At 43.4% G+C, this 25306-nt stretch carries 20 protein-coding genes; 3 read left to right on the forward strand and 17 right to left on the reverse strand.

What is annotated here, in order from left to right; translation table 11 throughout:
• Window positions 1-180: 180 nt before the first annotated feature.
• From licT (M3629_RS09990) to M3629_RS10010, 5 genes are all read right to left on the reverse strand, one after another.
• Complete coding sequence (gene licT, locus M3629_RS09990) at window positions 181-1020, reverse strand: BglG family transcription antiterminator LicT (RefSeq protein ID WP_123065793.1); 840 nt, start codon at window positions 1018-1020, stop codon at window positions 181-183.
• A 155-nt stretch (window positions 1021-1175) separates the two neighbouring features.
• Window positions 1176-1481, reverse strand: coding sequence for a hypothetical protein (locus tag M3629_RS09995; RefSeq protein ID WP_251505354.1), 306 nt, complete (start codon window positions 1479-1481; stop codon window positions 1176-1178).
• A gap of 74 nt (window positions 1482-1555) precedes the next feature.
• A complete protein-coding gene (locus M3629_RS10000; protein WP_251505357.1) occupies window positions 1556-2116 on the reverse strand; it encodes an AAA family ATPase in 561 nt (186 codons plus the stop codon).
• A 204-nt stretch (window positions 2117-2320) separates the two neighbouring features.
• Window positions 2321-3409: an acyltransferase gene (locus M3629_RS10005; RefSeq protein WP_251505360.1), complete on the reverse strand. Its 1089-nt coding sequence runs from the start codon at window positions 3407-3409 to the stop codon at window positions 2321-2323.
• Window positions 3410-3540: 131 nt separating this feature from the next.
• Window positions 3541-6231, reverse strand: a complete 2691-nt coding sequence (locus tag M3629_RS10010; RefSeq protein WP_251505362.1) for a family 78 glycoside hydrolase catalytic domain — start codon at window positions 6229-6231, stop codon at window positions 3541-3543.
• A 137-nt stretch (window positions 6232-6368) separates the two neighbouring features.
• Here M3629_RS10010 and M3629_RS10015 point away from each other — a divergent pair, with 137 nt between their 5' ends.
• On the forward strand, window positions 6369-7250 hold the full coding sequence (locus tag M3629_RS10015; RefSeq protein WP_251505365.1) for an AraC family transcriptional regulator: 882 nt from the start codon (window positions 6369-6371) through the stop codon (window positions 7248-7250).
• Window positions 7251-7284: 34 nt separating this feature from the next.
• On the opposite strand, the gene M3629_RS10020 is transcribed toward M3629_RS10015, so the two are convergent.
• The 4 genes from M3629_RS10020 to licT (M3629_RS10035) all read right to left on the reverse strand — a co-directional run bounded on the left by M3629_RS10020 (window position 7285) and on the right by licT (M3629_RS10035) (window position 12368).
• Window positions 7285-7857, reverse strand: coding sequence for a 5' nucleotidase, NT5C type (locus M3629_RS10020; RefSeq protein ID WP_251505368.1), 573 nt, complete (start codon window positions 7855-7857; stop codon window positions 7285-7287).
• A gap of 138 nt (window positions 7858-7995) precedes the next feature.
• Entirely contained in the window at window positions 7996-9459 is a 1464-nt protein-coding gene (locus M3629_RS10025; RefSeq protein WP_251505371.1) for a glycoside hydrolase family 1 protein, read from the reverse strand.
• A 16-nt stretch (window positions 9460-9475) separates the two neighbouring features.
• Window positions 9476-11401, reverse strand: coding sequence for a beta-glucoside-specific PTS transporter subunit IIABC (locus M3629_RS10030; RefSeq protein WP_251505374.1), 1926 nt, complete (start codon window positions 11399-11401; stop codon window positions 9476-9478).
• Between the two features lie 124 nt (window positions 11402-11525).
• Window positions 11526-12368, reverse strand: a complete 843-nt coding sequence (licT, locus tag M3629_RS10035; protein WP_090916914.1) for a BglG family transcription antiterminator LicT — start codon at window positions 12366-12368, stop codon at window positions 11526-11528.
• 267 nt (window positions 12369-12635) lie between these two features.
• Here licT (M3629_RS10035) and M3629_RS10040 point away from each other — a divergent pair, with 267 nt between their 5' ends.
• Entirely contained in the window at window positions 12636-13652 is a 1017-nt protein-coding gene (locus tag M3629_RS10040) for a hypothetical protein (RefSeq protein WP_251505377.1), read from the forward strand.
• A 72-nt stretch (window positions 13653-13724) separates the two neighbouring features.
• On the opposite strand, the gene M3629_RS10045 is transcribed toward M3629_RS10040, so the two are convergent.
• From M3629_RS10045 to zwf, 4 genes are all read right to left on the reverse strand, one after another.
• Window positions 13725-14828, reverse strand: coding sequence for a metallophosphoesterase (locus M3629_RS10045; RefSeq protein ID WP_251505819.1), 1104 nt, complete (start codon window positions 14826-14828; stop codon window positions 13725-13727).
• Window positions 14829-15110: 282 nt separating this feature from the next.
• Entirely contained in the window at window positions 15111-16529 is a 1419-nt protein-coding gene (gene gndA / locus M3629_RS10050; RefSeq protein WP_251505380.1) for an NADP-dependent phosphogluconate dehydrogenase, read from the reverse strand.
• A gap of 64 nt (window positions 16530-16593) precedes the next feature.
• Window positions 16594-17259: a fructose-6-phosphate aldolase gene (gene fsa, locus M3629_RS10055; protein WP_090916923.1), complete on the reverse strand. Its 666-nt coding sequence runs from the start codon at window positions 17257-17259 to the stop codon at window positions 16594-16596.
• 45 nt (window positions 17260-17304) lie between these two features.
• Complete coding sequence (gene zwf, locus M3629_RS10060; protein ID WP_251505383.1) at window positions 17305-18828, reverse strand: glucose-6-phosphate dehydrogenase; 1524 nt, start codon at window positions 18826-18828, stop codon at window positions 17305-17307.
• A gap of 112 nt (window positions 18829-18940) precedes the next feature.
• On the opposite strand from zwf, the gene M3629_RS10065 reads away from it, so the two are divergent.
• Entirely contained in the window at window positions 18941-19843 is a 903-nt protein-coding gene (locus tag M3629_RS10065) for a LysR family transcriptional regulator (RefSeq protein ID WP_251505386.1), read from the forward strand.
• 117 nt (window positions 19844-19960) lie between these two features.
• Here M3629_RS10065 and M3629_RS10070 read toward each other — a convergent pair whose 3' ends face one another.
• The 4 genes from M3629_RS10070 to M3629_RS10085 all read right to left on the reverse strand — a co-directional run bounded on the left by M3629_RS10070 (window position 19961) and on the right by M3629_RS10085 (window position 25252).
• On the reverse strand, window positions 19961-21967 hold the full coding sequence (locus M3629_RS10070; RefSeq protein WP_251505389.1) for a chemotaxis protein CheA: 2007 nt from the start codon (window positions 21965-21967) through the stop codon (window positions 19961-19963).
• Window positions 21968-21981: 14 nt separating this feature from the next.
• Window positions 21982-22407 (reverse strand): chemotaxis protein CheW, encoded by a 426-nt coding sequence (locus tag M3629_RS10075; RefSeq protein ID WP_154890524.1) that lies wholly within the window; start codon window positions 22405-22407, stop codon window positions 21982-21984.
• Window positions 22408-22428: 21 nt separating this feature from the next.
• The gene (locus M3629_RS10080; protein ID WP_251505391.1) at window positions 22429-24021 is read right to left on the reverse strand and encodes a methyl-accepting chemotaxis protein; all 1593 of its coding nucleotides are present in this window, start codon (window positions 24019-24021) and stop codon (window positions 22429-22431) included.
• Between the two features lie 556 nt (window positions 24022-24577).
• Window positions 24578-25252: a hypothetical protein gene (locus M3629_RS10085; protein WP_251505394.1), complete on the reverse strand. Its 675-nt coding sequence runs from the start codon at window positions 25250-25252 to the stop codon at window positions 24578-24580.
• Window positions 25253-25306: the final 54 nt, after the last annotated feature.

The following is a 25306-nucleotide window of genomic DNA, read 5'->3' on the forward strand; positions in this document are numbered from 1 at the left end:
ATTGATATTTGATTATAAACTGCAAGCACATTGATTCATCCTCAAACCTTGCGGCCCGGCATTGCCTGATTGAACAGTAACAATCCGTCCGGATAATGTATGCGCTTACTTCCTGACATCATCATAGTACATCCGCACTATGTTTGCAAGCACTTTTTTATTATTGGTTAATCGTCATGATTATTCAGAAGTTGCATTGACCACTCGCTCAATATGAATGGTTAAATACATCATTTCTTCGTCAGTCAGTTGATAGGTGTAGTTATTTTCAATGAATTTTTTAATTTTAACAGAGCACTTATGTGCATCCGGGTATTTTTTCTGAATCATCTGGAACAATTCATCATCATTGTTGCTCTTATAGTGTTTCCCTTTCACCATCCGCTGCGCGAAATACTTCAGGTGTGTAACAAAACGAGTATAGTTCAACGCATTCTCATCAAAGTCTATTTTAAAGTGATATTTAATAACGGTCAGAATCTCCTGCATCACCTGCGTCATGCTACGTATATTAGGCATCTCTTCGTTAAGTGCTGCATTCACAAAATGCAATGCCATAAATCCGGCCTCATCCTCCGGCAAAAGCACTCCAAATTGATCACAAATCATATTTAACGCTTCAAGACCCACTTCATACTCGTCTTTATACAACTGCTTGGTTTCCCATAACAATCCATTCCGAATCGGAAGATTGTTGCGGTACCGCTCAATGGCAAAATGAATATGGTCCGTCAAATGCAGGTAGATACTCTCATTCAACTTTTTACCGAGCTTCAGCTTAGCATACGCGATAATTTCTTCGGAGACCTTCATATATTCAAGTGGAATGCTGGCAATTAATGCCTTGAAGTTTTCCTGAATATCTTCATTCTGTAAAGTAAAGATCTTGTCAACATGCTGGTCAGAGATCAGATCACCCGCCTTTTTTTGAAAAGCGATACCTCGACCAATAACAATAACTTCCTGTTCATCTTTGATGGCGACTACCGCATTATTGTTTAACACCTTCTCGATTCTCACTTCATCACTCCAATATACAGAAAAAGGCAAACCATACCTGCGCCTTGAGGTTACTGGACATGCCCTTATCTCTTCAATGTGAACTATATGTGCGTTCATGGTATTACATTTCACTGTTTTATGCAACTAGAAAACGCTAACAGCTCTGATGAGTATTATGTTTTTCTATTTTTGCTGTCCCGCTCCAATTCCGCCTCAATCTTACGATTGATAACCTCCATTCTCTCGGATGAGATTCGATCTATATCTTTGTATGCCTGATCCGCCTCGTAATCTTCTGACTCTTCCTTTGTCATTAATTTCAGATGATTTTTGATCGCCTGAATATCTTCACGCATATATATCGTCTGTCTGTATTGATCTATAACAACAGCAAAGACGACACCACCAACGATGATTGGGCCATAAGGAAACAAAATACACAAAACAACGCCTACTAGTAAAAGCATAAAAAAATACATGCGTATCCCCCTGTTTAGTAGAGTATTTCGATTTTGGCTGAATATTCTTAAGCAAGCTGGTCAGATGCATCAAACTACAAATTAAAATGTTGCCGAATCCATTGCGCCGTTTGCTCAGCACTTTGATTTGTATTATCTATTCGAAGATAATGCTCATGTTTAACTTCTCCCGGTTCGGAATTCAATCGGTATTTTCTTATACAATCCAATAATTCTCCCTCAGACCAAGCAATGTCTCTTTTGGTTGGTTTATGAAGTAAACGATTGGCGCTTTTGTTCCGTTCCAGTCGTTCTGCAACGTTCGCTTCTAGTTCTACATAACATACTTCCGCACCTTTGGAAACAAACATATCGGTAAGATGACGAATATATGCATGATCTTGCTCCACGTCAAAAGCCCATACAAAAGTAAAAATAAGACCCGGAAGCTCACTCTGAGCAACTGCACGAAAAATCTCCTCCCGAAACAATCCTACAAGTCTCTTCCCCTCTGAAGTGCTATAGCTAAAATAGGGGGATACAAGATCGATCGTCATATGATTATGAAACAGCTTCAGATCGGTGATCTTCTCCAGTTCCTGTCCAACGGTCATTTTACCAACTGCTTGCGGTCCAAAGATAATAATTAGTTTCATTGGTTCCTCCACCTAAATGTAATCGGATGTGACTCCTTAAACAGTATATATTTAATCTATTTTTCCATTCATTTCTTTTTAAGGGTATTCTATTATCTTATCTTTCTTATGGCAAATAAAAAAGAGATTTCAGAATCTCCTTGTTAAAGGGAAGAAATCTCTTTGTACTTTTTAACATATTTTATTAAAATAATGAACATATAATTACCGTCCGATGAGAACCCATCCCCATTTTAGTCGACGTAACCCCATCGCGCAGAGCCACGAAAGCAACAATGCTGCGATAAATGATAATATAACGCCGAGGCTGAAATGACGGGCAAAATCGTCTGTAAGCACGTGTCTCCAGACCATCAAAATTAAAGGATGAATTAAAAAGATTCCAAATGCAACTGTACCCAGAGAATCTGTGAAGCGTGACACTTTGTATTCGCTTCTGCGCCCTCTTGTACCTACTTTTTCACTCACAACCAAGAGCACGAGACAAGCAGATAGTGTAAATACATTTCGCACAATAAATAGCACGCTATACATTAAAATCGGCCATTCGATTAATGTTGTTTTAATAATGCCTGAAGCGTACATCGAAATCGCTGCTCCACTTATAAGTGACACCAGCAGCACATAGCGAAGACGCATCATTTTTTTCATTAGCCATTCGAAGCTCAGTCCCATCCATGCTCCAAACCCGATCACAATCAAATAACTTGGCAATAGACTCCCTGTTCGTTCGAAGTGAAACTTTACATTCAACACGTAAAACAGCGCTTGCGCTGCAATAAAATACAAAGGTAAATATTTTTTAAACCAAGGTTGCTTTGTTAGGTACAGTATCCATGGAAAAACGATATAAAACTGAAGAATAATGAGAAAAAAGTACAAATGCGTATGAGCGGTACCCAGGGCCAATTGCTTCACAAACTGTATACTGTCTGCCAATGGTTCCTTTCCTACAGCAAGTTTCTTGATGACGAAATAGATCAGTGACCATGCGACATAGGGCACAAATATATAGAACATTCGCTTCTTGTAAAATGAAACGATCCAACCCTTCTCATTCAGCTTCGCACTGTAGTTATAAAAGAGAACCAGCGAGGATAAAAACAAGAAGGCAGGGACTGCAAATTGCAAAAACGTATTCCAAAAGTAAAACAGGTCATGATCCCATGTATTTTTGGGATAATGCGCAACAGCAGTTGATGTTGCATGGATTGCTACAACTGCCATAATCGCGATAGCACGATAGAGATCGAGATACTCTATGCGCCGTGGGCGATTAACCGGTGGACTCATACATATAACCTCACTTGTGTCTAAAATAGAAAGATAGTCTCCGGCAATCCAGATTCCAAATCTTATTTTAATCAGCTAGCGAGTAGATTACAATCTTAATTTGTAATATATTCATATTCAATAAACAAGGTTTAGTTAAGCTCACCATCTTCCGTCATCATCCTATAGGTGAAACTATATTTCCCAGAGCCTACAGTTATAGCCACTTCTGTGCCTGAGTTGTTCAAAAATGGATATTCAGCAGATTGATGAATCAGACTGCCGTTCTCCCTAATCGTATGACGATCGGCATTTGGCAGATGTACTTCCGCTCTCGTATTGGCAGGAATCTGAATACAGAGTTCCATTTCCCCATGTGTCTGTCGACGCCAGCCAGACTTCACTTGGCCATACATACTCTCAAAACTCGCCTCTGCCCATTCCAGTCCCGGACCTGGATATGGCTTGATATAAACCTTCTTAAATCCGGGCTGCTTTTCATCAGGCTGAATACCTGCTACATAACGATACAACCATTCTCCTATAGCACCATAGGCATAATGATTAAACGAATTCATATCAGCACTCCACAGGCTCCCATCCTCTCTCATGCCATCCCAATGCTCCCACACGGTTGTTGCTCCCTGCGTCACCTGGTATAGCCAGGACGGATAATCTTCCTGCAACAATAATTCATAGGCTAGATCATTCCTGCCCATATCACTTAATACCAGATTCAAATAAGGTGTTCCTACAAAGCCGGTTGTAAGATGATTCTGTGTTTCTTTTAATAGTTCAGTCAATTGTGCAGCAACACGTTTAGAGGCTGATGTCTCCAGCAAATCAAACTGTAAGGCGAGCACATGCGCTGTTTGTGTTGGAACCGCTAGTCTGCCTGCAGGAGTGACATATTCATCTTGAAATGCCTTGACAATATTTCGATGCAGTTCATCATAAACCTTAACATCTTCCAATTTACCGAGTGCAGCCGCAGCTTTACGAGTCAATGAAACGGAGTATGCATAAAATGCAGTCGCGACATAATGAATGTCCGTCGCCCCAACGTAACTGCCTGGCTTGGAATCCAGTGCAAGCCAATCCCCGAAATGAAACCCTGTATTCCAGAGGAAGACATTCTCTCCCTGATCATAAATATACGCAATCCATCTCTGCATACTTTCATATTGCTCCTTGAGCAATCGCATGTCCCCATACATTTCGTACATGACCCATGGACAGATCACCGCCGCATCTCCCCAAGCAGATGAGGAATGACTTGTCTCTCCCCAGCCTTCAGGGATCAAGCTTTTCAGATCTGGGACAAAAAACGGCACGCTCCCATCTTCTCCCTGTTCCGCTCGCAAATCCCGAAGCCACTTCGTAAAAAAGGGAGCTGTATTCATCAGATAAGCGGAGGTTCTAATGAACATTTGCGCATCTCCTGTCCATCCCAGCCGCTCATCCCGCTGCGGACAATCCGTGGGCACGTCAACAAAGTTCCCTTTTTGTCCCCATAAAATATTGTGATGGAGTTGATTAACCAACGGACTGGAGCAAGAGAAGTGGCCCGTGCGTTCCATGCTGGAATGAAGGACAACTCCCGTAAACTGATCTAAAACAACCTCTTCCGGGAACCCAATTAATTTTACATAGCGGAATCCTTGAAAAGTAAAATGAGGTTCATATGTCTCCATCCCTCCTCCTTTGAGGGTGTAATGTATCCTTTGTTTGGCAGCACGAAGATTATCGATATAAAAATTCCCGTGGTGATCTAATATTTCGGCATGGTGCAGTTCAACCGCCCGCCCTGCATCCCCCTCAATACTGAATCTCACCCAGCCTACCATGTTCTGTCCCATATCGAGTACCCGATCTCCTTGCGGTGTTGTCAGTAAAGCTATGGGCTGTAGTTGCTCTATCTGCATGACAGGTACATTCTCTTGCGCAACGATGATGTCCTTCGGATAGGAAAGGACCTGAGCAGGTAACCATGTACCTTGAGATTGATCCCCCCAGTCGCTCTCCATACGCGCATCATAGGTTTCTCCCATATAAATGTCTGACATGCGAATGGCACTTGGTGCAGTAGACCACTCCTCATTCGAGCCGATGATCTCTTCCGAGCCATCAACATATCGAATGTGAAGCTCCATCAGTAAAGCAGATGTAGAACCGTAATTCTCTCGTTCAATTTTCCAACCAAGATGCCCTAGGTACCAACCATCTCCAAGATAGGCTCCAAGCACATTTTCTCCAGTCTTAAGCTGATGAGTCACCTCATAAGTCTGATATTGCAAACGCTTACTATAAGTCGTCCAACCTGGCGTAAAATAATCCTCACCTACCCGGGTATGATTCAAATGTAACTCATACATTCCAAGTGCCGTAGCATAAATGGTTGCACGTAGAACAGGTTTCACAATGTGAAAGAATCTTCTCATGCGTGGACAGGATGACTCAGGTTCACGAGATCTGTTGGCTGTAATCCACTTTCCGGTCCAATCGGTGCTGAGTTCCATGCGTCCCATCTCAAAATATGCGGCGTCAGACCACCCTGAGGAATTTTCAAATGCATCCCAAACTTGAACCCGGTAAAAATACCGTGTTCGAGCAGCCGGTTGAAAACCTTTGAGCTCGACATGAACAGACTGATCTGATGTCAGCTCTTGTGAATCCCATATGATGACTGCAAAATCAGGTGTGTGAGATAGCTGAACATGATAAGACGCCTGTATACAATTCCTACGATCTGATTCCAACTTCCAGCTCAGTCGGGGCGATTTGACATCCAGACCAATTGGATTCAACCGATATTCACACCGAAGGTCACTGATCTTTAACATATTGTGATCATCCTCTCCATCATGGCTTCCCTTGGTAGGTTACGATATAATTATATCGATTCCAGGGTGTGAATTATCCGGTAAAACGGACTCTTTTACCCCCTTATACAGCCATCTGTGGGAAGGAGAAACGGTGTATGAAAAGGTCTGTAGAACTATTGAAAAGCGAGACATTCCTGAACCGTCCACTACAGTTATTCGTTAATCGCTGCTTTGAGAACTTTATAATGCCCTTTCACACCCATGATTTTGTTGAATACAGCTATGTTGCCGAAGGTAGTGGGTTTCACCACATCGGTGAAGATATTGTACCTGTCAACAAGGGCATGTTATTTGTCATTCCTATCGGAATCCCTCACGTCTTCCGCCCCGTGAGTACAGATGCAACAAAAACACCCTTGGTCATCTATAACTGCTTGTTTAACGCCGAATTAATACAATCTTTGAGACATATTCTTCGGGATGAGGACATTATGCAACATCTGATGGACCTTGAGCAAAATCGGCAGAAGTATATCTCCGTGACAGATCATACAGGACGTTTGGAAGAATTAATGCATCAGTTATACCGTGAATTCTCCGTTCCCGGACCAGGTTCACTTGCGATGTTAGACACACTGGTTAGCCAATTAATTATCATGACTTACAGACAGGATCAACAGAAGAAGTGTATGGACTCCACTCCACATCCCCCTATGTTTCATGACATGGAAGCCATTCTTCATTACCTCAGGCAACATCTTGGCGAACGTATCCTCATGAGTGATTTGGTTCAGTTATCGCGGTGGAGTGAGAAAAAGATTGGAAGAATGTTCGTCCGTTATACCGGGCAGACATTTAGATCCTATGTACAACATCTACGCATTCAAAGAAGTTCTGAGCTGTTAAAGCGATCGGACCATAAAGTGGGTATGATTGCTGAAATGGTTGGTTATCAGGATATGGATTCCTTTCATGCTGCCTTCAAAAAAATAACGGGTGACAGCCCGCTAGCCTATCGCAAAAAATCCAGAGTATGACTTCTGCTCTGGATTACGGTAGTATTTTTTAATATTAAATATGAAGACCTGAAGGCAGCAACATCTCATCGATGTACAGCTTCGCATCTTTCCAGGACGACATTAGAGGAAAGCCATACTGCTCACGATGTAGTCTGTTCCACGGATGCGGAATACAGATTACTTTCCGACCACTTTCCACAGCCGGAATCAGATTATGTGGCCCATCATCGATTAAAAGATCAAATGTGAGCAAGTTTTTGCGTTTACACGTAATGAATTGCTCCAGTTTAATAAACGGCATATGTAGTTGCAGCCAATTCCACTTTTCATTGACCGTTCTCGGTTCCGCTGCTGTAACAATAATAAGATCATATACCTCGTTTAACTTGCGCATCTCTTCTACCACATACTCGTCATATAATTCCAGTTCTTCGAACAGACCAGGACGCCCGTAAAACACCTCATGTGTACTATCAGGGTGACGCAAGTGCGTTGTATCCCAGTCGACCATATCTTCATATTGGAGAGGGTGCGTCGGGAAACTCCTGTTGTTATGGTATATAGCCCGTTTAACCAATTGACAAATCGTGTCATCCATATCTACGGCAATAATCGATTTTCTCATTTTCATTCCTCCCTGATACGAACACAGTATATCATCTCATCCGGGACTCAGTCATTCATTTTCATAGGAACAATCCGAAAAAGGCTCTGCTCCGTAGCAAAATTCTACGAAACAAAGCCCTTTAAGTTCGTTCTAGGATCAATCCATATCCTCGCCGTTTGAAGCAATTACTTTTTTATACCAACCAAAACTTTTTTTCTTATACCGGTTCAATGTCCCCTGTCCGTTATCATCCTGGTCCACATAGATTACACCGTATCTCTTGGACATTTCCGAGGTGGACGCACTGATAATATCAATAGCTCCCCAGTTGGTATACCCCATTAGATCTACACCGTCCATAACCGCTTCCTTCATTTGTGTAATGTGTTTACGAAGGTAGTCAATCCGGTAATCATCCTGAATGGAGCCGTCTTCCTCGACTTTATCTTTCGCGCCGAGTCCATTTTCCACCACAAATAGAGGTAGCTGATAACGGTCGTACAGCTCTTTCAGCGCAATACGCAGCCCAACCGGATCAAGCTGCCAGCCCCATTCCGTACGCTCCAGATTCGGGTTTTTGATCGTACTGTATAAGTTCCCGCCCGTAACACCGTAATCCTCAGGATTCACCGCAGACACCAGGGAAGTATAATAACTGAATGAGATAAAATCTACCGTATGCTCACGTAGTATTTGCTCGTCTCCTGGCTCCATAACCACGTTAATTCCATGATCTGACCAGTAACGAGTCATAAACGCCGGATAACTCCCTCGAACTTGTACATCCGTATGCAAAAGGTTGAGTTCATTGTCGATTTGAGCTTGCAGCACATCTTCCGGATTGGAGGTCGCCGGGTAATGGATCATACGGGCCAGCATACATCCAATCTGGAACTCTGGATTAATCTGACGCGCTCTCTCGGTCACCAAACTACTGGCTACAAACTGATGATGAAGCGCCTGATAGGACGCCTGCATAACGTTATCCACCCGATCCTCGATGATGCCTCCACCTGTAAACGGCTCGATAATCGTGGTATTGATCTCGTTGAACGTCAGCCAGTATTTTACCTTATCCTTGTACCTTGTCATGACCGTTTCTGCATATCTCACAAAATGATCAATAACCTCACGACCTGCCCAACCATTATATTTCAGTACAAGCGACATGGGCATCTCGTAATGAGAGAGGGTTACCAATGGCTCAATATTGTGCTTTCGAAGCTCGGAAAACACCTCATCATAAAAACGAAGTCCTTCTTCGTTTGGCTGCTCATCATAACCGTTCGGGAAAATACGCGGCCAGTTGATGGACAGACGGAATGTTTTGAAGCCAAGCTCGGCAAACAGGGCAATATCTTCTCTGAAACGATGATAAAAATCAATACCATATCGTTTCGGATAACCTTCCGCACTGTGATGTGCCATCGCTTTCTCAACCTTGGCAGTTGTGACATGCATCAATTCCCGCAGATTCGTGTAGTCCTTCTTTTCAAAATAAGGAACCATATCTGCCGTAGACCAGCCTTTACCGCCGACATCAAACGCCCCTTCGGCTTGATTGGCAGCAATCGCTCCGCCCCACAAAAAATCTTCTCTAAACCCTTGTCGATTGTTCATATCGATCTCTCCTTGTTCACAGATTTGCTTTCAATGCCTTCTCACCCATTTGCATATTTCCAAGTTGTATAGGCATAATCTCTTTATAATCGGCTGTATTGGTCACAACCATAGCGGTGGTTATGTCATATTCCTTCGCAATCTCATCCAGTTCAAAGGTTAGCAATAAATCACCAGCTTGCACGCGAGTCCCCGTTGCTACATGGGCTTCAAAGTATTGTCCGCGTAGTTTCACCGTGTTGATCCCAACATGAATAAGAAGCTCCATACCCTCATCACTGCGGACAACAATCGCATGTTTGGTTTTGAATACGTTCATCACCGTGCCCGTAACCGGGGACACCAGTTCACCCAAAGTAGGAACAAACGCCACACCTTTGCCCATCAATTCATCACCAAAGGTCGGATCATTCACTTCTTGCAACGGGATGGTTCTGCCTGTCATCGGAGCATAAGCGATAGCATCACCCGTGGGTGCAGGGACACCAAGATCCTCTATGTTGACAGGCGCATCAACCATGTTAGCCTTATCTGTTGATGAGGTAGCGTTAGAAGCACCTGGAGCGAATTGGGCCAGCGCCTCTGCATCACCCTCTTCTTCCTTAATCCCGAACAGAATGGACACTATCGTACCTACAACAAAAGCGATAATCATGCCTCCGAAGGAATACAGGAAGGTCTGTCCAACAAGGGACGGTAACCCCGGAAGTCCGCCATTCCCCGCGAGTACATAAGCTTTAGCGCCAAAAGCCAAGGCGAAACCGCCACCTACTGCACTACCGATCATCGCAGCGGCAAATGGCTTTTTATATTTCATATTAACCCCGTACATCGCCGGTTCGGTTACACCCATCAGGGCCGTGAAACTCGTGGATAAGGCCACGGTTTTGAGTTTTTTATCTTTAGCACGGAAGAATACACCGAGTGTTGCACCAGCCTGACCCATATTGGAAATGAACGTCAGAGGTAGGAATTTGTCAAAACCAAGTGTAGCAATATTGCTGAGAATAATCGGTACTAGAGCGTAGTGCATACCGGTCATGATAATCAGTGCCATGGCACCGCCAAGTACGATACCAGCGATCAAACCACCTTCGTTCAGTAGCCAGTTAATCCCACCGGACAAGCCATTACCAACAAATGTACCCAATGGACCAATCGCAATCAGTGTGACAGGAACCATCACCAGGAGCGTAATCAGTGGCACAAGCAAGAGTTTGAGCGCTGCAGGGATGATTCGATCCACCCATTTTTCAACATAAGACATCAACCATACCGCCAGCAAAATCGGAATAACCGATGAAGCATAGCTTACCGCTGTGACCGGAATGCCTAGAAATGCAACCTTTTCTCCGCTGGAGAGCAAGGCCCCCATGTCGGGATACATCAAGGCTGTACCTAGTGCAATCGCTACGAATGGATTACTGCCAAACTTGCGCGCAGCGCTGACTGCAATCAGCAGTGGCAAGTAATGGAACACACCATCACCAATCGCGGACAGGATACGATATGTGTCTGTACCAGCGGACATCCATTCCAGTGAAACGAACAGGGCCAGTAACCCTTTTAACATACCTGCGGCTGTTATGGCCGGCAGCATGGGAGCAAATACACCAGCAATCGTTTCGAAGATGTTCAGGATTACATTTTTACTTTTCTCCGGCTTAGCCTGCTTGTTATCTGCGTTTTGCTGAATGGACGGTTCTTCCTTCACCATCGCATCAAATACTTTGGACACATCGTTACCGATAATGACCTGGAATTGATCCCCCGAAATGTTAGTACCCATCACTTTGTCCAGCTGTTTGAGCGCGCCGTTGTCGACTTTCTCATTGCTCTTCAGATCAAAGCGCAGCCGAGTAACACAGTGATACACCGAATTAATATTGTCTTTTCCACCAACGGCTTTGATGATTTGCTGTGCCGTGTCTTGATGTTTCATCTTCATTTCCTCCTTAATTTCCCCATAAAAAATACCCGAACAAAAATACGCAGATGTACCTGCATACTTTCATTCGGGTATTGCCTGATTAAACAGTAACAAGCCCATAGCGTTTAGGAAAACGTTACGTTTCCCGTTTTGTTTTCATGAGACGCTCCAGATGCAGGGTAAGGTACAGCTGCTCCGAGTGAGTCATATCGTATTGATAATTTTTATGGATAAATGTCTCAATCTTGCCGATACATTTGAAGGTCTCCGGATAGTTTTTCCGGACCACCTCATACAGATACTCCTCCGCATCATCATGAGTCGAATGTGTAATGACTCGCTGACAGAAGTATTTTAGATGTGTGATAAAACGGAAATAGTTCACGCTATCCTCATCCAGTTCGACATTAAAGTGATATTTGATAATGTTCATAATCTCCTGCAGCAACTGCATCAGATGTGTAACATCATTCATGGAGTCATTGACTTCCGCATTGATGAAATGCAGTGCAATGTTACATATTTCATCTTTAGGGAATTCGATATCCAGTCTTTCCTTTAGCAAGGTCAACGCCTCTTTGGCCACATCGTATTCTGCCTTATAGAAATGTTGCACTTCCCACGAGAGCGGATTGCGCGTAATCATTCCCTTCTCCAACCGCTGAACAGCAAAATGAATGTGGTCAGACAAGGAGACATAAATCCCGTCACTAATCGTTTTACTCAGCTGTGTTCGCGCCAACGTTACAATGTCATCGGTTGCCTGCAGAATCTCAATTGGCACTTCAGCAACGATGGATTTGAATTTCTCATAAATCGATGTATCCTGAAGACGAAACACCTTTTCAATTCGCTCTTCGTCAATCTCATCGCCAGCTTTAAACTTAAACCCGATACCCCGGCCGAGGATCAGCAATTCCTGATTTTTATCATCCACTGTGCTGACGATATTGTTATTAAATATCTGTTTAATAATCATAATGGACCCACCTGGTTTATTTTGAGACATAAAAAAGGGCAAAACCAAAATAGAAATAATAAAATCATTTCCATTGTGGTTTTGCCCGCTTTACCGGTAACAAGCCTCGCAAATAGTCTAGCATAAGCTGAAAACGGTGTCAACTAAAGGCATAAAGTAAAAATTTAGAGTATGCAACATTTTCCTTTTCATCCACGTTAATAGTGTATCCAACTATATATATCTAATGCAATCACAATTACATTTACGTAACAGGAGGAATACGTCTTGAAAAAATTGATCTCGATCACCGCAACGGTCACATCCATGTCACTATTATTATCCATTGCTCCCGCCGCTTGGGCAGAATCAAGTCCTACTTCCGTAGTTCAGGATGTTTCGAATTCGCTGAATCTCGATCCAAAAGTGACTGAACAATTAACCGATGCCATCACAGCACTGGCTGGAAAACAAACGATTCAATTCACATCGGCAGACACTGCATTTGATGATTGGGTTGTAAATAGCACATTAACTGGCGCAGCCGAGGCTGATGTCACTCAAAATTATAATTCCAAAAAGGCAAAAGTTACTTCTACCTTAATCAATTATAAAGCGGATGATCTTAACAAAGTATTGGATCAAGCTTTATACAACAAAATACAATTGTTCCTGAAGTCTTTCGATAAAGACAACAAATTTAAAGCGGATGCCTTCTGGCGAGTTAAACAAGATGTAAACGACAGCGGACTCAAAAACTACTGGGTGATCTGGGGACAGGACCAAAGTTTATACGTCGATGTGGATCATAACAACAAATTGTCAGCAAGCATTCAATATAACCTGAAAGATGCACGAGCTGCGCTTACGAACAAAGCCCGAAACTCACTCAAAACCCTTGGCATTGCATCCGTTAAGGCATTTGATTATGCACTTCTTACCAAAGAAAACAAAGATACGCTCTGGATTTACAAGGATGACAGCAGTGTGAACTCTGTGCACATTGGAAGTAGCACCGGCAAAGTGTGGAAGGTAGACAATGAATTCGGCAAGGACTGGAACAATGATGCAGATTTCAAAAAGTCTTTTGCCAAACCTAAGCTAAGCAAAAGTAAAGCCCTCTCTGCCGCGGCTCCCAAAATAAAATCAATTTTTGGACTTCAGCTGAAAGGATATAGCGTTCGTATACAGGATAACCAGTACACCTTTACAAAAAAAGGAGCCACCACCCTCATCGGTAAAATCAATAAAAAAGGTGCTTTTTATTCGTTTGAAGCCATTCCCGTGAATGGAGTAAGGAACTAACGGTACGTTTTGTAGAAAAAAGCTTTGTAGGAAAAAGCAAAGAAGCCCCTTCTACCACGAAGGGGCTGTTTTTTATTGCGCAAAGGTCACGTTAATCTGCACAATCTCGGAACGACTGCTTGTCCGGATTGGCGGTCCCCAGAAACCGTATCCTGAGGTTACAATCGAGTGCATGGAGCCCTTTTGCAGATAACCCCAATCATTTTCATAGATCGCTTGAGTTATAAATTGAGCCGGAGCAATCTGTCCCCGGTGGGTATGGCCCGATACGACTAAATCTACTTTGTTCTTCTCGGCAATATCCAGATCGTACGGCTGATGATCCAGCATGATTACGGGCTGATTCAGATCTGTATTTTGCATAAGCGTGGCTACGTCTGCCCGATCTTCTTCCGTTCGGTCTTTCCGTCCGATCAACGTAATTTTGTTATCCAGTACGATCTTGTCATCATACAGCACCTGCATATTGCTTTTTTCCAATGCGGCGATCAGATCCTGAATAGGTCCATCAAACTTGTCATGATTCCCCAATGAAGCATATACGCCATAAGGAGCCTTGATTTCACTAATAATGTCGGCAATGCCACTCTTCTCATACATCGCCAGATTGTCATCGATTAGGTCACCCGGATATAAAACGAGGTCTGGCTTGAGGGCGTTGATCTCCTCTACCATCCGTCTCGCATGAGCTGGACCAGATAACAATCCAAAATGCATATCCGCAGCCATGACAATATTCAGCTTGTCGATGCCTTCCACCTTTTTATCAATCTGAATGTTATATGGTCTGACGACTGGACTGTACGCGTTGAAAATTCCGTATCCCATTGTAGAGATAAGTAAAACCAGCGTAACTACACCCGCCCATTTATGAGCGTGATGTCTAGGAATTCGCGTCAAACGCAGAAGCCACAACGTCAGGTGTACTACAGGTAAGATGAGCAATAATAGCGAGAAAACCGCCAGCCAATAGGAACCGATGACACCGAGAAACGAAATACTGCCAAATATGCGTGCCAGAATAAAGGAAGCCGCTAGAAAAACCAGTGCTACGATATACAACCAGCGAAATCTGGTTGCCACTACGGGTTTCATCCAACTCCAGCCGCTCCAGCCTATGTAGAAGACTAATAATCCATATACGAGCAAAAACAAAATACCTACGAGTACAAACATGCCTGGCCTGACCTCCACCTTCAAAAAGTTATGTACTGCAATTTTAACGGATACATTTCCGTCTGAACCAGTATAACGTAAATGGAGGTGTCTCAGCATCTTTTACAGACTCCAGATAGGTACATTTTATTACAATTTGATGATGTTTAAATTTTTGAAGAGTTTCTCCCTCTTTATTATCAACCATACATACAGAAATTTTGCCAAAATAAAAAACACCTCCGCAACCCTCCCCTGAGTAGACTCAAAAGGATTGTTGCAGAGGTGCTTATATTTTAAAAATTACTCGTTGGTATCCATCCATTGGAAGTGGAATGAACCTTCTTTGTCCACACGTTGGAACGTGTGTGCGCCGAAATAGTCACGTTGTGCTTGCAGCAAGTTTGCTGGCAAACGCTCTGTACGGTAGCTGTCGTAGTAGGACAACGCGCTGGAGAAGCCTGGTACCGGAATACCTTGTTTCACCGCAGCGGATACCACTTCACGCCATGCATCCTGGTAGGATTCCACGATATTTTGGAAGTATGGATCAAGGAGCAGGTTTTTCAGGGCTGCATCTTTGTCGTATGCTTCCTTGATGTTTTGCAGGAACTGTGAACGGATAATGCAACCGCCGCGGAAAATCATCGCGATGTTGCCGTATTTCAGATCCCAGCCATATTCGTCGGATGCGGCACGCATCTGTGCGAAGCCTTGAGCGTAGGATACGATTTTACTTGCGAACAGCGCTTTGCGCACGTTCTCGATGAATGCTTTTTTGTCACCGGAGAATGCTTCTGCCTTAGGTCCGTTCAGGATTTTGCTTGCAGCGATACGCTCGTCTTTCATCGCCGACAAGAAACGGGAGAATACGGATTCCGTAATCATGGACAAGGGTACGCCGAGATCCAGCGCGCTCTGGCTTGTCCATTTGCCTGTTCCTTTTTGTCCAGCGGCATCCAGAATGACATCAACCATCGGTTTGCCTGTTTCCGGATCGTATTTGGAGAAGATATCCGCTGTGATCTCGATCAGATAGCTGTCAAGTTCACCTTGGTTCCACTCTGTGAAGATTTCATGTAATTCTTCTACGGAAACGTTCAGTACGGATTTCAGCAAGTGGTAGGCTTCACCAATCAACTGCATGTCACCATACTCGATGCCGTTATGCACCATTTTAACGTAGTGTCCCGCACCGTCAGGCCCGATATACGTACTGCACGCATCATCGCCTACTTTGGCAGAGATTGCCGTCAGGATCGGTTCTACAAGCTCATATGCGCTTTCCTGACCGCCTGGCATAATTGCAGGACCTTTCAGTGCACCTTCTTCACCACCGGATACACCTGCACCGATGAAACGGAAACCTTTGGCTTCCAGCTCTTTGCTACGACGCTGTGTATCAGGGAAGTACGCATTACCGCCATCGATAATGATATCTCCTTGATCCAAATGAGGAAGCAATTGCTCAATCGTAGCATCCGTCGCTTTACCCGCTTGTACCATGATCAAGATTTTGCGTGGTGATTCCAAAGAAGCTACGAACTCTTCGATGGAAAACGTTCCGATCAGGTTTTTACCGTCTGCTTCTTTCAGAAGATCATGTGTTTTCTCCGGTGAGCGGTTAAATACCGATACCGAGAAACCTTTACTTTCAATGTTAAAAGCCAGGTTTTTCCCCATTACTGCAAGTCCAATGACACCAATCTGCTGTTTACTCATTATGTCCTCCCGAGACTCCATGATTTATATATATTTTGATAAACCTTTTCCACACGTAACGCTGTTATTGTACTGTTTTTTTCCAGTCTGCTGCAAATTTCTCCATGCCTTGATCTGTCAGCGGGTGTTTGGAGATTTGTTCAATGACTGCAAATGGAACTGTTGCAATATGTGCTCCAGCCATCGCTACACGTGTAACGTGATCCGGATGTCTCACGGATGCAGCGATGATCTGTGCATCGAGATTATGTGTGCGGAACAGTTCAGCTACTTTGGCTACCAGTTGTACGCCGTCTTCGGAGATATCGTCCAGACGTCCCAAGAATGGAGATACGTATGTTGCACCTGCACGAGCCGCAAGCAACGCCTGATTCACAGTGAAAATCAAAGTCACGTTTGTTTTTACACCTTTTTTGGTCAAGTAACGGCAAGCCTCCAGACCCGCAAGCGTCATTGGCAATTTAATGGTGATGTTTTTGTCATTGTTGTTGATTTTGATCAATTCGTTCGCTTGAGCAATCATTTCTTCAGCAGTCAGCGCATCTGGCGTTACTTCAGCGGAAACAGACTCCACTTCAGGCACAAGCTTCAGAATTTCTTCGATGCGGTCTTCGAATTTCACGCCTTCTTTGGCTACCAGGGAAGGGTTAGTTGTTACACCAGACAATACACCGATTTTGTACGCTTTTTGAATGTCTTCCACGTTAGCTGTATCGATAAAAAATTTCATGATTAAATAACCTCCGATTAGTTTGATTTTTTAAGTTGTTTTGAATTAAATGTTGCCGTTAACTGCGATCGGTACATCGCTGTCTTGCTCAGAAATCAGTTCACTTGGTTCATCAAACCACCAATGATGACCTTCTGCCTCAAGCATAGCATCCGACTCCGCTGGTCCATAGCTTCCTGCCGGATATAAGTGAAGTGGTAGCAGATTTTCAATGAATGCGTCCAGAATCGGTTGCACCCAAGCCCAGGATAACTCAACTTCATCCCAATGTGCAAAAAATGTCGGATCACCATGCAGCGCATCGCGAATCAAGTTCTCATAAGCTTCTGCCAAATCTCCCTGATTAGGAGCAAGATCAATATGAACGGGTTTGAATTCCCCTTTATTTTCAGGATCACTTGCGTTCAGTTGCAGTGTCATGCTTTGATCCGGGCTCATCTCAATCACAAGCAGGTTCGGCTTCGAACCGTTGTTCTTGATCAGGTGGCCTTGGCCTGAAGGTTCTTTGAACTCAATCACGATTCGTGTTGATTTCTCCTTCATTCTTTTACCCGTACGGATGTAAAACGGAACACCTCTCCAGAAGAAATCATCAATTTGCAGCTTCGCCGCAATAAATGTGTCATTCATCGTGTTCTCGGCAACACCTGGTTCATCTGTATAGGCATGTACCGGTTTTCCTTGAATGCTGCCTGCAGCGTACTGTCCACGAATGATGCTTGCGCCAACCGTTTGCTTCTGCAGCGGTTGAATGGATTCCATAATATGTTTTTTCTTCTGGCCCACATTTTCGGAAGTGCTGTTATATGGAAGTTGAATCGCCATCATCATAAGCAATTGCAGCATATGATTTTGGAACATGTCACGCACAGCACCAACATGATCATAATAGGATGCGCGTTCTTCAACACCTACAGTCTCATTCGCGGTAATTTGCACGTTAGAGATGTAACGGTTGTTCCAGAGAGCCTTCATAATCGGGTTGCTTTGATGCAGTGTCTCCAGTTTCTGAACCATCGGTTTACCGAGGTAGTGGTCAATCCGATAAATCTCTTCCTCTGTGAAGGATTCACTCAGCTTGCGGTTAAGGTCACGTGCTGACTGCAAATCATGACCAAATGGCTTCTCGATGACGAGACGTTTCCACCCTTGCGTTGAACCAAGCCCGCTTGCCTGAATATTTTCAGCGATCGGTTCGAAGAATTCCGGACCAACCGAGAGATAAAACAAGCGATTGGATGGGATGCCCAGTTCAGCCTCTCTTTGCTCAACCAATTGAAGTAACTTTATATAATCTTCCTTATGTGTGATATTCAATACACTGTAACGAAAAGCTTTTACAAATGATTTGACGGATTCATGATCTCCTTGACGTCTGGAGAACTCATGCAAAGATTTTTCCACTTGAGCTTGGAAAAATTCATCCGACCATTCTCTGCGGCCCATGCCGATCAGGGAGAAGGTTTCAGGAAGCTTTTTCTCAAGGTACAGATTATATAGGGCAGGATATATTTTTCTTTTGGCTAAATCTCCAGTAGCACCAAATAAAACAATTGTTGTTGGTTCCATCTTACCGTGCTCCTTCCAAGTAACTCTGGTTTCTTTGTTGTAGTTACACTATAATACGTTTTATAGCTATACAAGTAATTAATATATTTCACAGGAGCTATAGACGATATCTATGACAACAAATTACGAATTATATAAAGTCTTTTACTGGGCTGCCAAAACAGGCAGTCTGACCCAAGCCGCCAAAGCCCTTTACATCACACAACCTAGCGTCAGTCACGCGATCAAACAGTTGGAAGACAGCTTCGGACTCACTCTTTTCTATCGTAATTCCAAGGGGGTTGCGTTAACCCAGGAGGGTGCCAGCCTGTACTCCTATATTGAACAATCCCAGATTCTCATCTCCCTTGCAGAAGAAAAAATGGCTGCGCTAAAAAATCTGGATAACGGGGAACTTCGGATTGGCGGTAGCGACTCCCTCTTCAAACATTACATGTTATCGTATCTGGAGGAGTTTCACATTCAATACCCTAATATCAAGTTGCATCTAAGCCACGGAACGACACCGGAAGTCATTACGTTTCTAAAAGAAGGCAAAATCGATCTTGGCGTTGTCCGTATGCCCATCGTTGACCCACAGCTGGAAGTACGGGAGAGCATTCAACTTAAGGATTGTTTTGTCGCCGGTGATCGATATGCCCAGTTGAAGGGAAAAGTGCTGACCCTAGAACAGTTGCTTGAACATGAGCTCATCCTATTTTCCCGGAACAGTCGGGTTCGTATGGCCATCACAGAACTCTTCAATCATTACAATTACACGTTAAAACCAGAGATCGAAGTTGGTAGTGTTGACCTCCTGATTGAATTTGCTCGCCGCGGTTTGGGGATCTCCTATGTCACTCGAGAATTTATCTCCAAAGAGCTGGAAGAAGGCTCTCTCTTCGAGATTCAGCTTGACGTTCCTCTTCCTCCATCTCATGTAGGCATCATGACAAAACGCAATATGCCGATCTCTTCGGCCGCGAATCACTTTATGGACTTGATTTTCAAAGGACAGGCGGATTCGAGAACATGATCCGTTGAGAACAAGATAAAGAGCCTCAAGGCCCTGCATGCAGGATCTTGAGGCTCTTTATCTTCTTTATTTTAAATAAATTATAGTGATTACTGAATGAAGTGAGTTCTTTAACTTTTAATGGCTGACTAGATAGGAAGCGTCCAGAATGAGAGCCACTTTACCGTTCCCCAGAATGGTTGCACCAGATAGGTGATTCATTGCTCCGAGATACGTTCCAAGCGACTTAATTACCACTTCCTGGTTTCCGATGATCTCATCCACTGCATAAGCTGAGATTTTATCAACGGAGCGCACAATAACGAGTGGAATCGTCTTGGACTTGCGATCTTTACGCGGGTACTGCAATTTGTCACACAGCCGGTAAAAAGGCACAATACGTCCGTGATTTAGAATAGACTGCTGTCCCTGAATCATCTGGATCTCTTCGGGTTTAATGCGCACGATCTCCGCTACGTTGTACATTGGCAAAATCAATACCCTTCCAGATACATTCACCAGAAGCCCTTTGATAATGGCTAAGGTGAGCGGTAACCTAATCGTAAACGTTGTTCCGATACCAACCTCTGTATCAATATCTATGATGCCATTCAACCTTCCGATCTGGCTTCTTACGATGTCCATGCCAACACCTCGACCAGATACATCGCTAACGGTTGAAGCCGTAGAGAACCCTGGTTCAAAAATCAGATGAACGGCTTCCTGTTGATTTAAACGAGCCGCTTGCTCTTCAGTTATAATGCCTTTTTTCAATGCGGAAGCTTTGATTTTCTCCCCATCAATACCCTTACCATCATCGGAGAAACGTATGACCACATGATTTTCCTCGTGGTATGAGGTCAGTTTGATTCGTCCTTTGGAAGGCTTGTTCTGTTGGGCACGAACCTCAGCACTCTCAATGCCATGATCTGCACTGTTCCGAATCAGATGGATTAACGGATCACTGAGTTCTTCGATAATCATGCGATCCAGCTCAGTCTCTCCGCCTTTAATAACCAGTTCAATATCTTTGCCAAGCTTCTGGGACAAGTCCCTAACCAGCCTCGGGAACCTGTTTAATAATTGCTCGATAGGCAGCATTCGCGTTTTCATAACGCCATCCTGAAGTTCCTTGATGACTCTGCCCATATGATCGGACACCCCGCCAATACTTTGAATCACTGAGGAAGGCTCCTTGCGTGCACCGGAACGGCTCAAATCTGCAAGAGAGGTCTGATCGATAAGTAGCTCACCGACGAGATTCATCAAATGATCCAGACGCTCCACACTTACGCGCACGGTGGGCTGGGTCGACTTCATTTTATCTTCTTGAAGAGGTACTGACACGTCAGGTTTTTCGATTGCAACTGTCAATTCAGTCTCTTTTATTTCAGTTGTTACAGCAACCTCTTCTGTCCCCAAAATGTACGGACCTACATCAATGCTTTGAATATCAGAGTCCCCGGATAGCGCACTCTCAATCTGAGCTTGATCCAGAGAAGATGCTGTAACGATCACAAACTCGTTATAGTGCGCCTCTCCCAGTTCCTCATCAAGACCCTGCTTTTCAATGGATGTGGCTAGTACACTGCCACATACATCTTCAACCCGTTTACACAAAATATGATATCTAGCTGCTTTCATCAAACAATCTGAGCTTAATACAATGCGAATGGAAAAAATCTGCTGACCTGGTTCAAGTACTTCATCGAACAGATTCGACTCCATAGACTGTAGAACGGGTGACTTGGGCTGCTGAGCCAAGGCCGGTTGATGAATCATGTCTTGTATTTCTTTAACCACTGCACGGAAATCAGTAAAACTTTCGCCTTGCACGTATTGATCCCTAAGCACTCTCATGGCATCCAACGAACGAAAAAGGGTGTCAACGAGTTGTGCGGTAATTTCCGGTTTCTTGGATCGCACCCATTCCAATGCATACTCCACTTCATGTGTCAGATCACTTAATTCACGAAAATCCATAGTCGAAGCCGAGCCCTTAATCGTGTGAGCCGCCCGAAATAAGGTCTGCACAAGTTCCACAGAAGGTGAAAGCTCAAGTGCAAGCAAGGACTGATCCATCCGTTCCAACTGATCATTCAGTTCTTCGATAAATATGTCGCGATAGGCGGACAAATCCATCATTGGTGCATTCCCTCCTAACCGCCCAATATTTCATCCAGTTTCAATATACCAACCAGACTATCTCCCTGTTGGCCCACACCCTGAAAAAATATCTCAAGGTTGCGTCCATGACCTCCAGTAGGCGGATGTATTTCCGAATAAGTTGTGACTTTGCTGACTCGATCTACAATTAAACCGATATACTCATCTTGATAACGTACCACAATGATTCTGGTCGCCCGGGTAGCCGATTCGTCTGGCATGCCAAGCAAATTACGCAGGCTCATGACGCAGACAACTTTACCACGCAGGTTCATAACTCCTTTGATTTCGGTACGACTAAACGGAATATCGGTAATACTTTGCATTTTTATAATTTCATGAATTTCTTCGATTCGAATGGCACAGGTCTCTGCGCCAACAGATAATTCGATATATTGTTCTTTCTGAAGTGAAGACATCGTTTCACCCTCAATTCGTTATTATGACTGGGTTTTGAAAGCAGACGCAGATACAGACAATTCTTCTGCAAGATGTGCCAGTGATTGACAAGTGGCCGCCGTTTCTTCCGATGCCGCCGCAGATTCCTCACTGGATGCAGAAATCGACTCTACCGAGCTCATCACCTCAGCAGCTTGTGCCGCCTCTTCCTCACACGCAGCCGCGATTTCATTGACTTTCTGAGAAGAATTATTCACCATCTCAATGATCTGATCAAAGGCTTGTCCTGTTTTGGATGATTGCTCTACACTATCCGAAACGGCTTGCACGCTTTGTCTCGTATTCTCCTGCATCACTTTGATAATTGTTGTGATTTCCTTGGTCGCTTCACCACTACGTTCAGCTAGTTTGCGAACTTCATCAGCTACTACTGCAAATCCTCTTCCTTGCTCCCCTGCACGCGCTGCTTCAATCGCTGCATTCAATGCAAGCAGGTTCGTCTGTTCAGCGATATCATCAATCACTTCAATAATGTCGCCAATTTTGCGTGAATCTTCTTCGAGCTTCGCCATTTTCATATTCACGGCTTGCATACCTTCCAGAGAAGTCTGCACAACATGACCGCCTTCACGTGCCGTTTTCACTGTATCATTGGACAACTCAGCGGCTTCTTCAGCACTTGCAGCTACAGAGTTAATAGCCAGAGACAATTCCTTAAACAATTCGGAGATGTTTGCTGCTTCACTCGATTGACTTGTGCTTGTACTTGCAATTTCCTGTGTACTTGCCGAGATCTGTTCAGATGATGCTGCAACGCTCTGTGAATTCATGACAATGTTATTAATTAACTCTCTCAGATTGTCTACCATGCGATTAAGCGCAAAGGCCAGTTGCCCAACCTCGTCTTTTGAGGAGATATCAGACTTGAGGGTAAGGTTTCCGTTAGAAACTTCTGTAGCTAGACCAAGCATAGCCATTAGAGGTCTGGAGATGGAACGGGAGATCACAAATCCAATGATAATACTAAAAATAATCGAACCAATGACCAAAGCAACGGTAACTGTGAATGCACTTGAGTAAGCCGTTTCTGACTTGATATTATTCTGTTCCGCCAATTTCACATTCAATTCCACCATTTCACCCATCGTAGCGAGGGCTTCATCACCAGGAGGTTTGAGTGTATCTTTCAAGAAAACGATAAATCCTTGATCGTCATCACTTTTTGCCAGCTCTATACCTTGCTCAAAGATTCGCATGTAATTTGAGTACTGTGTATCGAATTTGCTAAGGAGCTCAGTTTCTTCGGGGGTCGTTGCCAGAGGACGATAGCCTTCAATTTGACTCTCGATGTTACCTTTAATGGTATTAATATTATCGACAATACGAGTTTGCTCTGTGGCATTTTTCTCAAAGTTGAGATCACGAATGTTAACCCGCATCCTCTGGTAATTCATTTGTGCTCCGCTCAATTCTTTTACTGAAATCAGATTGCTGTTATACATTTCTTTCATGTGCTCATTGGTACTTCTAAGTGTCGTGATTGAATACACTCCCAGAATCGCAAGAATCAGAGATACTACCAAAAATGCTGAGATAATCTTTGTTGCTGTTTTCAAGTTGCCAAACCACTTCATTTTATCTCCCCCTAAGTTTCTTCGTGTCCAGTTATGTAAATAAAGTTTGCTAATCCATTCTATGGATCGCTCTCCAGACAACATACGATGTATTTCGACAGAAATATTAGAAAACTGAATAGATAAATTTTATTTTTGCAAACTTTCATTTTTATGTAAAATTTTTATGATAAATAAGACTCTTGTGTTTATATTATTAAATACTATTAATTTAAATTTAATAGAATAAATATTCATATTAACGAAATTTATATATACATTTTTGTACATATCTCTTTTTTTGATGATGTGCGCTCAATGTTATCTTTTTTACTTGGACCTATATGTTAGTTCATAGTTCTTTGGACTAATTCATATGATAACTAATCGAGATAGTTCTACTCACCTGTTCAAAATATGTAATAAACACGACTTAAGACTAATAATAAAATTAAAATACATGATTCAATTGAACTAAAAAAACAATCAAATTCACTATACAGGAGTCTGATTGTTTTCTAGATTCATATGCAATTTTTAAGTTCCTTTGATTCAATCGAAATACGATTTATTCATATTATTCCATCTGCTCCAGCTCTGTCAGACGGTCTTTGATTCGCTGTGGAATAAGTTCAAACAGCTTGTCCCATGTCATAAACATCTCCGGTCTCAACAAATACTCTTCAAACTGCATCGAGGGTACAAATGCTTTGGTTTGCAGATATTTTTTGACACGGGCATCGATCTGTTCACTGGTTTGAAAAAACGGTTCAAACATTTCATTTACAAGCAAGCCATCACATCCTGCCTGGGCGCCTGCTGCACTATACAGATTGGGCAACAATTCAAATACAACCGGTAATGGTGAAAAGGCATGCTTCCCCGGCTGGGAGTACAGACACACATGATGGCCCACCAGATTAACTCTATCTTTTAACAGCCCTCTTAATACTCTCCCATGAAAGCTCGCTTCGCAGTCCACGACCTCTCCATCATGTCCTACATACACCCATACATGCTCCATCTCATAGAGATGCCCGATCTCGTAATCCCACCATATTGCATATTCAATAACATACTTTACTGCTTCAGTAGGAAATTGCACCTCTCTGCGAAAAGATGGGGACGGCCCAGAATGCTCAAGCACGGACACGCCAACGAAATCCGGATAAAAAGGTTCATTCTGATCAAACATGATTACTGGTGCATAACTTAACGCTGTTTCCAGCCACTCATTTTTAGCAATAGTCATAGAAGAAGCCCCCGTTTTTCATTGTTGTTATATCTATTTGCATTATCATTATTG

This window comes from Paenibacillus polysaccharolyticus (assembly GCF_023714295.1).
In the GTDB taxonomy this organism is placed as follows: Bacteria; Bacillota; Bacilli; order Paenibacillales; family Paenibacillaceae; genus Paenibacillus; species Paenibacillus polysaccharolyticus_A.

Excerpts from the sequence above, each read along its gene's own strand:
- M3629_RS10020 (WP_251505368.1), bottom strand. The coding sequence starts at position 7,857 with ATGAGAAAATCGATTATTGCCGTAGATATGGATGACACGATTTGTCAA.
- zwf (WP_251505383.1), bottom strand. The coding sequence starts at position 18,828 with ATGGAACCAACAACAATTGTTTTATTTGGTGCTACTGGAGATTTAGCC.
- M3629_RS10045 (WP_251505819.1), bottom strand. The coding sequence starts at position 14,828 with ATGTTTGTACTCGTAGGTATTTTGTTTTTGCTCGTATATGGATTATTA.
- M3629_RS10005 (WP_251505360.1), bottom strand. The coding sequence starts at position 3,409 with ATGAGTCCACCGGTTAATCGCCCACGGCGCATAGAGTATCTCGATCTC.
- gndA (WP_251505380.1), bottom strand. The coding sequence starts at position 16,529 with ATGAGTAAACAGCAGATTGGTGTCATTGGACTTGCAGTAATGGGGAAA.
- M3629_RS10085 (WP_251505394.1), bottom strand. The coding sequence starts at position 25,252 with ATGACTATTGCTAAAAATGAGTGGCTGGAAACAGCGTTAAGTTATGCA.
- M3629_RS09995 (WP_251505354.1), bottom strand. The coding sequence starts at position 1,481 with ATGTATTTTTTTATGCTTTTACTAGTAGGCGTTGTTTTGTGTATTTTG.
- M3629_RS10010 (WP_251505362.1), bottom strand. The coding sequence starts at position 6,231 with ATGTTAAAGATCAGTGACCTTCGGTGTGAATATCGGTTGAATCCAATT.
- M3629_RS10000 (WP_251505357.1), bottom strand. The coding sequence starts at position 2,116 with ATGAAACTAATTATTATCTTTGGACCGCAAGCAGTTGGTAAAATGACC.
- fsa (WP_090916923.1), bottom strand. The coding sequence starts at position 17,259 with ATGAAATTTTTTATCGATACAGCTAACGTGGAAGACATTCAAAAAGCG.
- M3629_RS10030 (WP_251505374.1), bottom strand. The coding sequence starts at position 11,401 with ATGAAACATCAAGACACGGCACAGCAAATCATCAAAGCCGTTGGTGGA.
- M3629_RS10070 (WP_251505389.1), bottom strand. The coding sequence starts at position 21,967 with ATGATGGATTTGTCCGCCTATCGCGACATATTTATCGAAGAACTGAAT.
- M3629_RS10080 (WP_251505391.1), bottom strand. The coding sequence starts at position 24,021 with ATGAAGTGGTTTGGCAACTTGAAAACAGCAACAAAGATTATCTCAGCA.
- M3629_RS10075 (WP_154890524.1), bottom strand. The coding sequence starts at position 22,407 with ATGTCTTCACTTCAGAAAGAACAATATATCGAATTATCTGTTGGCGCA.
- M3629_RS10025 (WP_251505371.1), bottom strand. The coding sequence starts at position 9,459 with ATGAACAATCGACAAGGGTTTAGAGAAGATTTTTTGTGGGGCGGAGCG.
- M3629_RS10065 (WP_251505386.1), top strand. The coding sequence starts at position 18,941 with ATGACAACAAATTACGAATTATATAAAGTCTTTTACTGGGCTGCCAAA.
- M3629_RS10015 (WP_251505365.1), top strand. The coding sequence starts at position 6,369 with ATGAAAAGGTCTGTAGAACTATTGAAAAGCGAGACATTCCTGAACCGT.
- licT (WP_090916914.1), bottom strand. The coding sequence starts at position 12,368 with ATGATTATTAAACAGATATTTAATAACAATATCGTCAGCACAGTGGAT.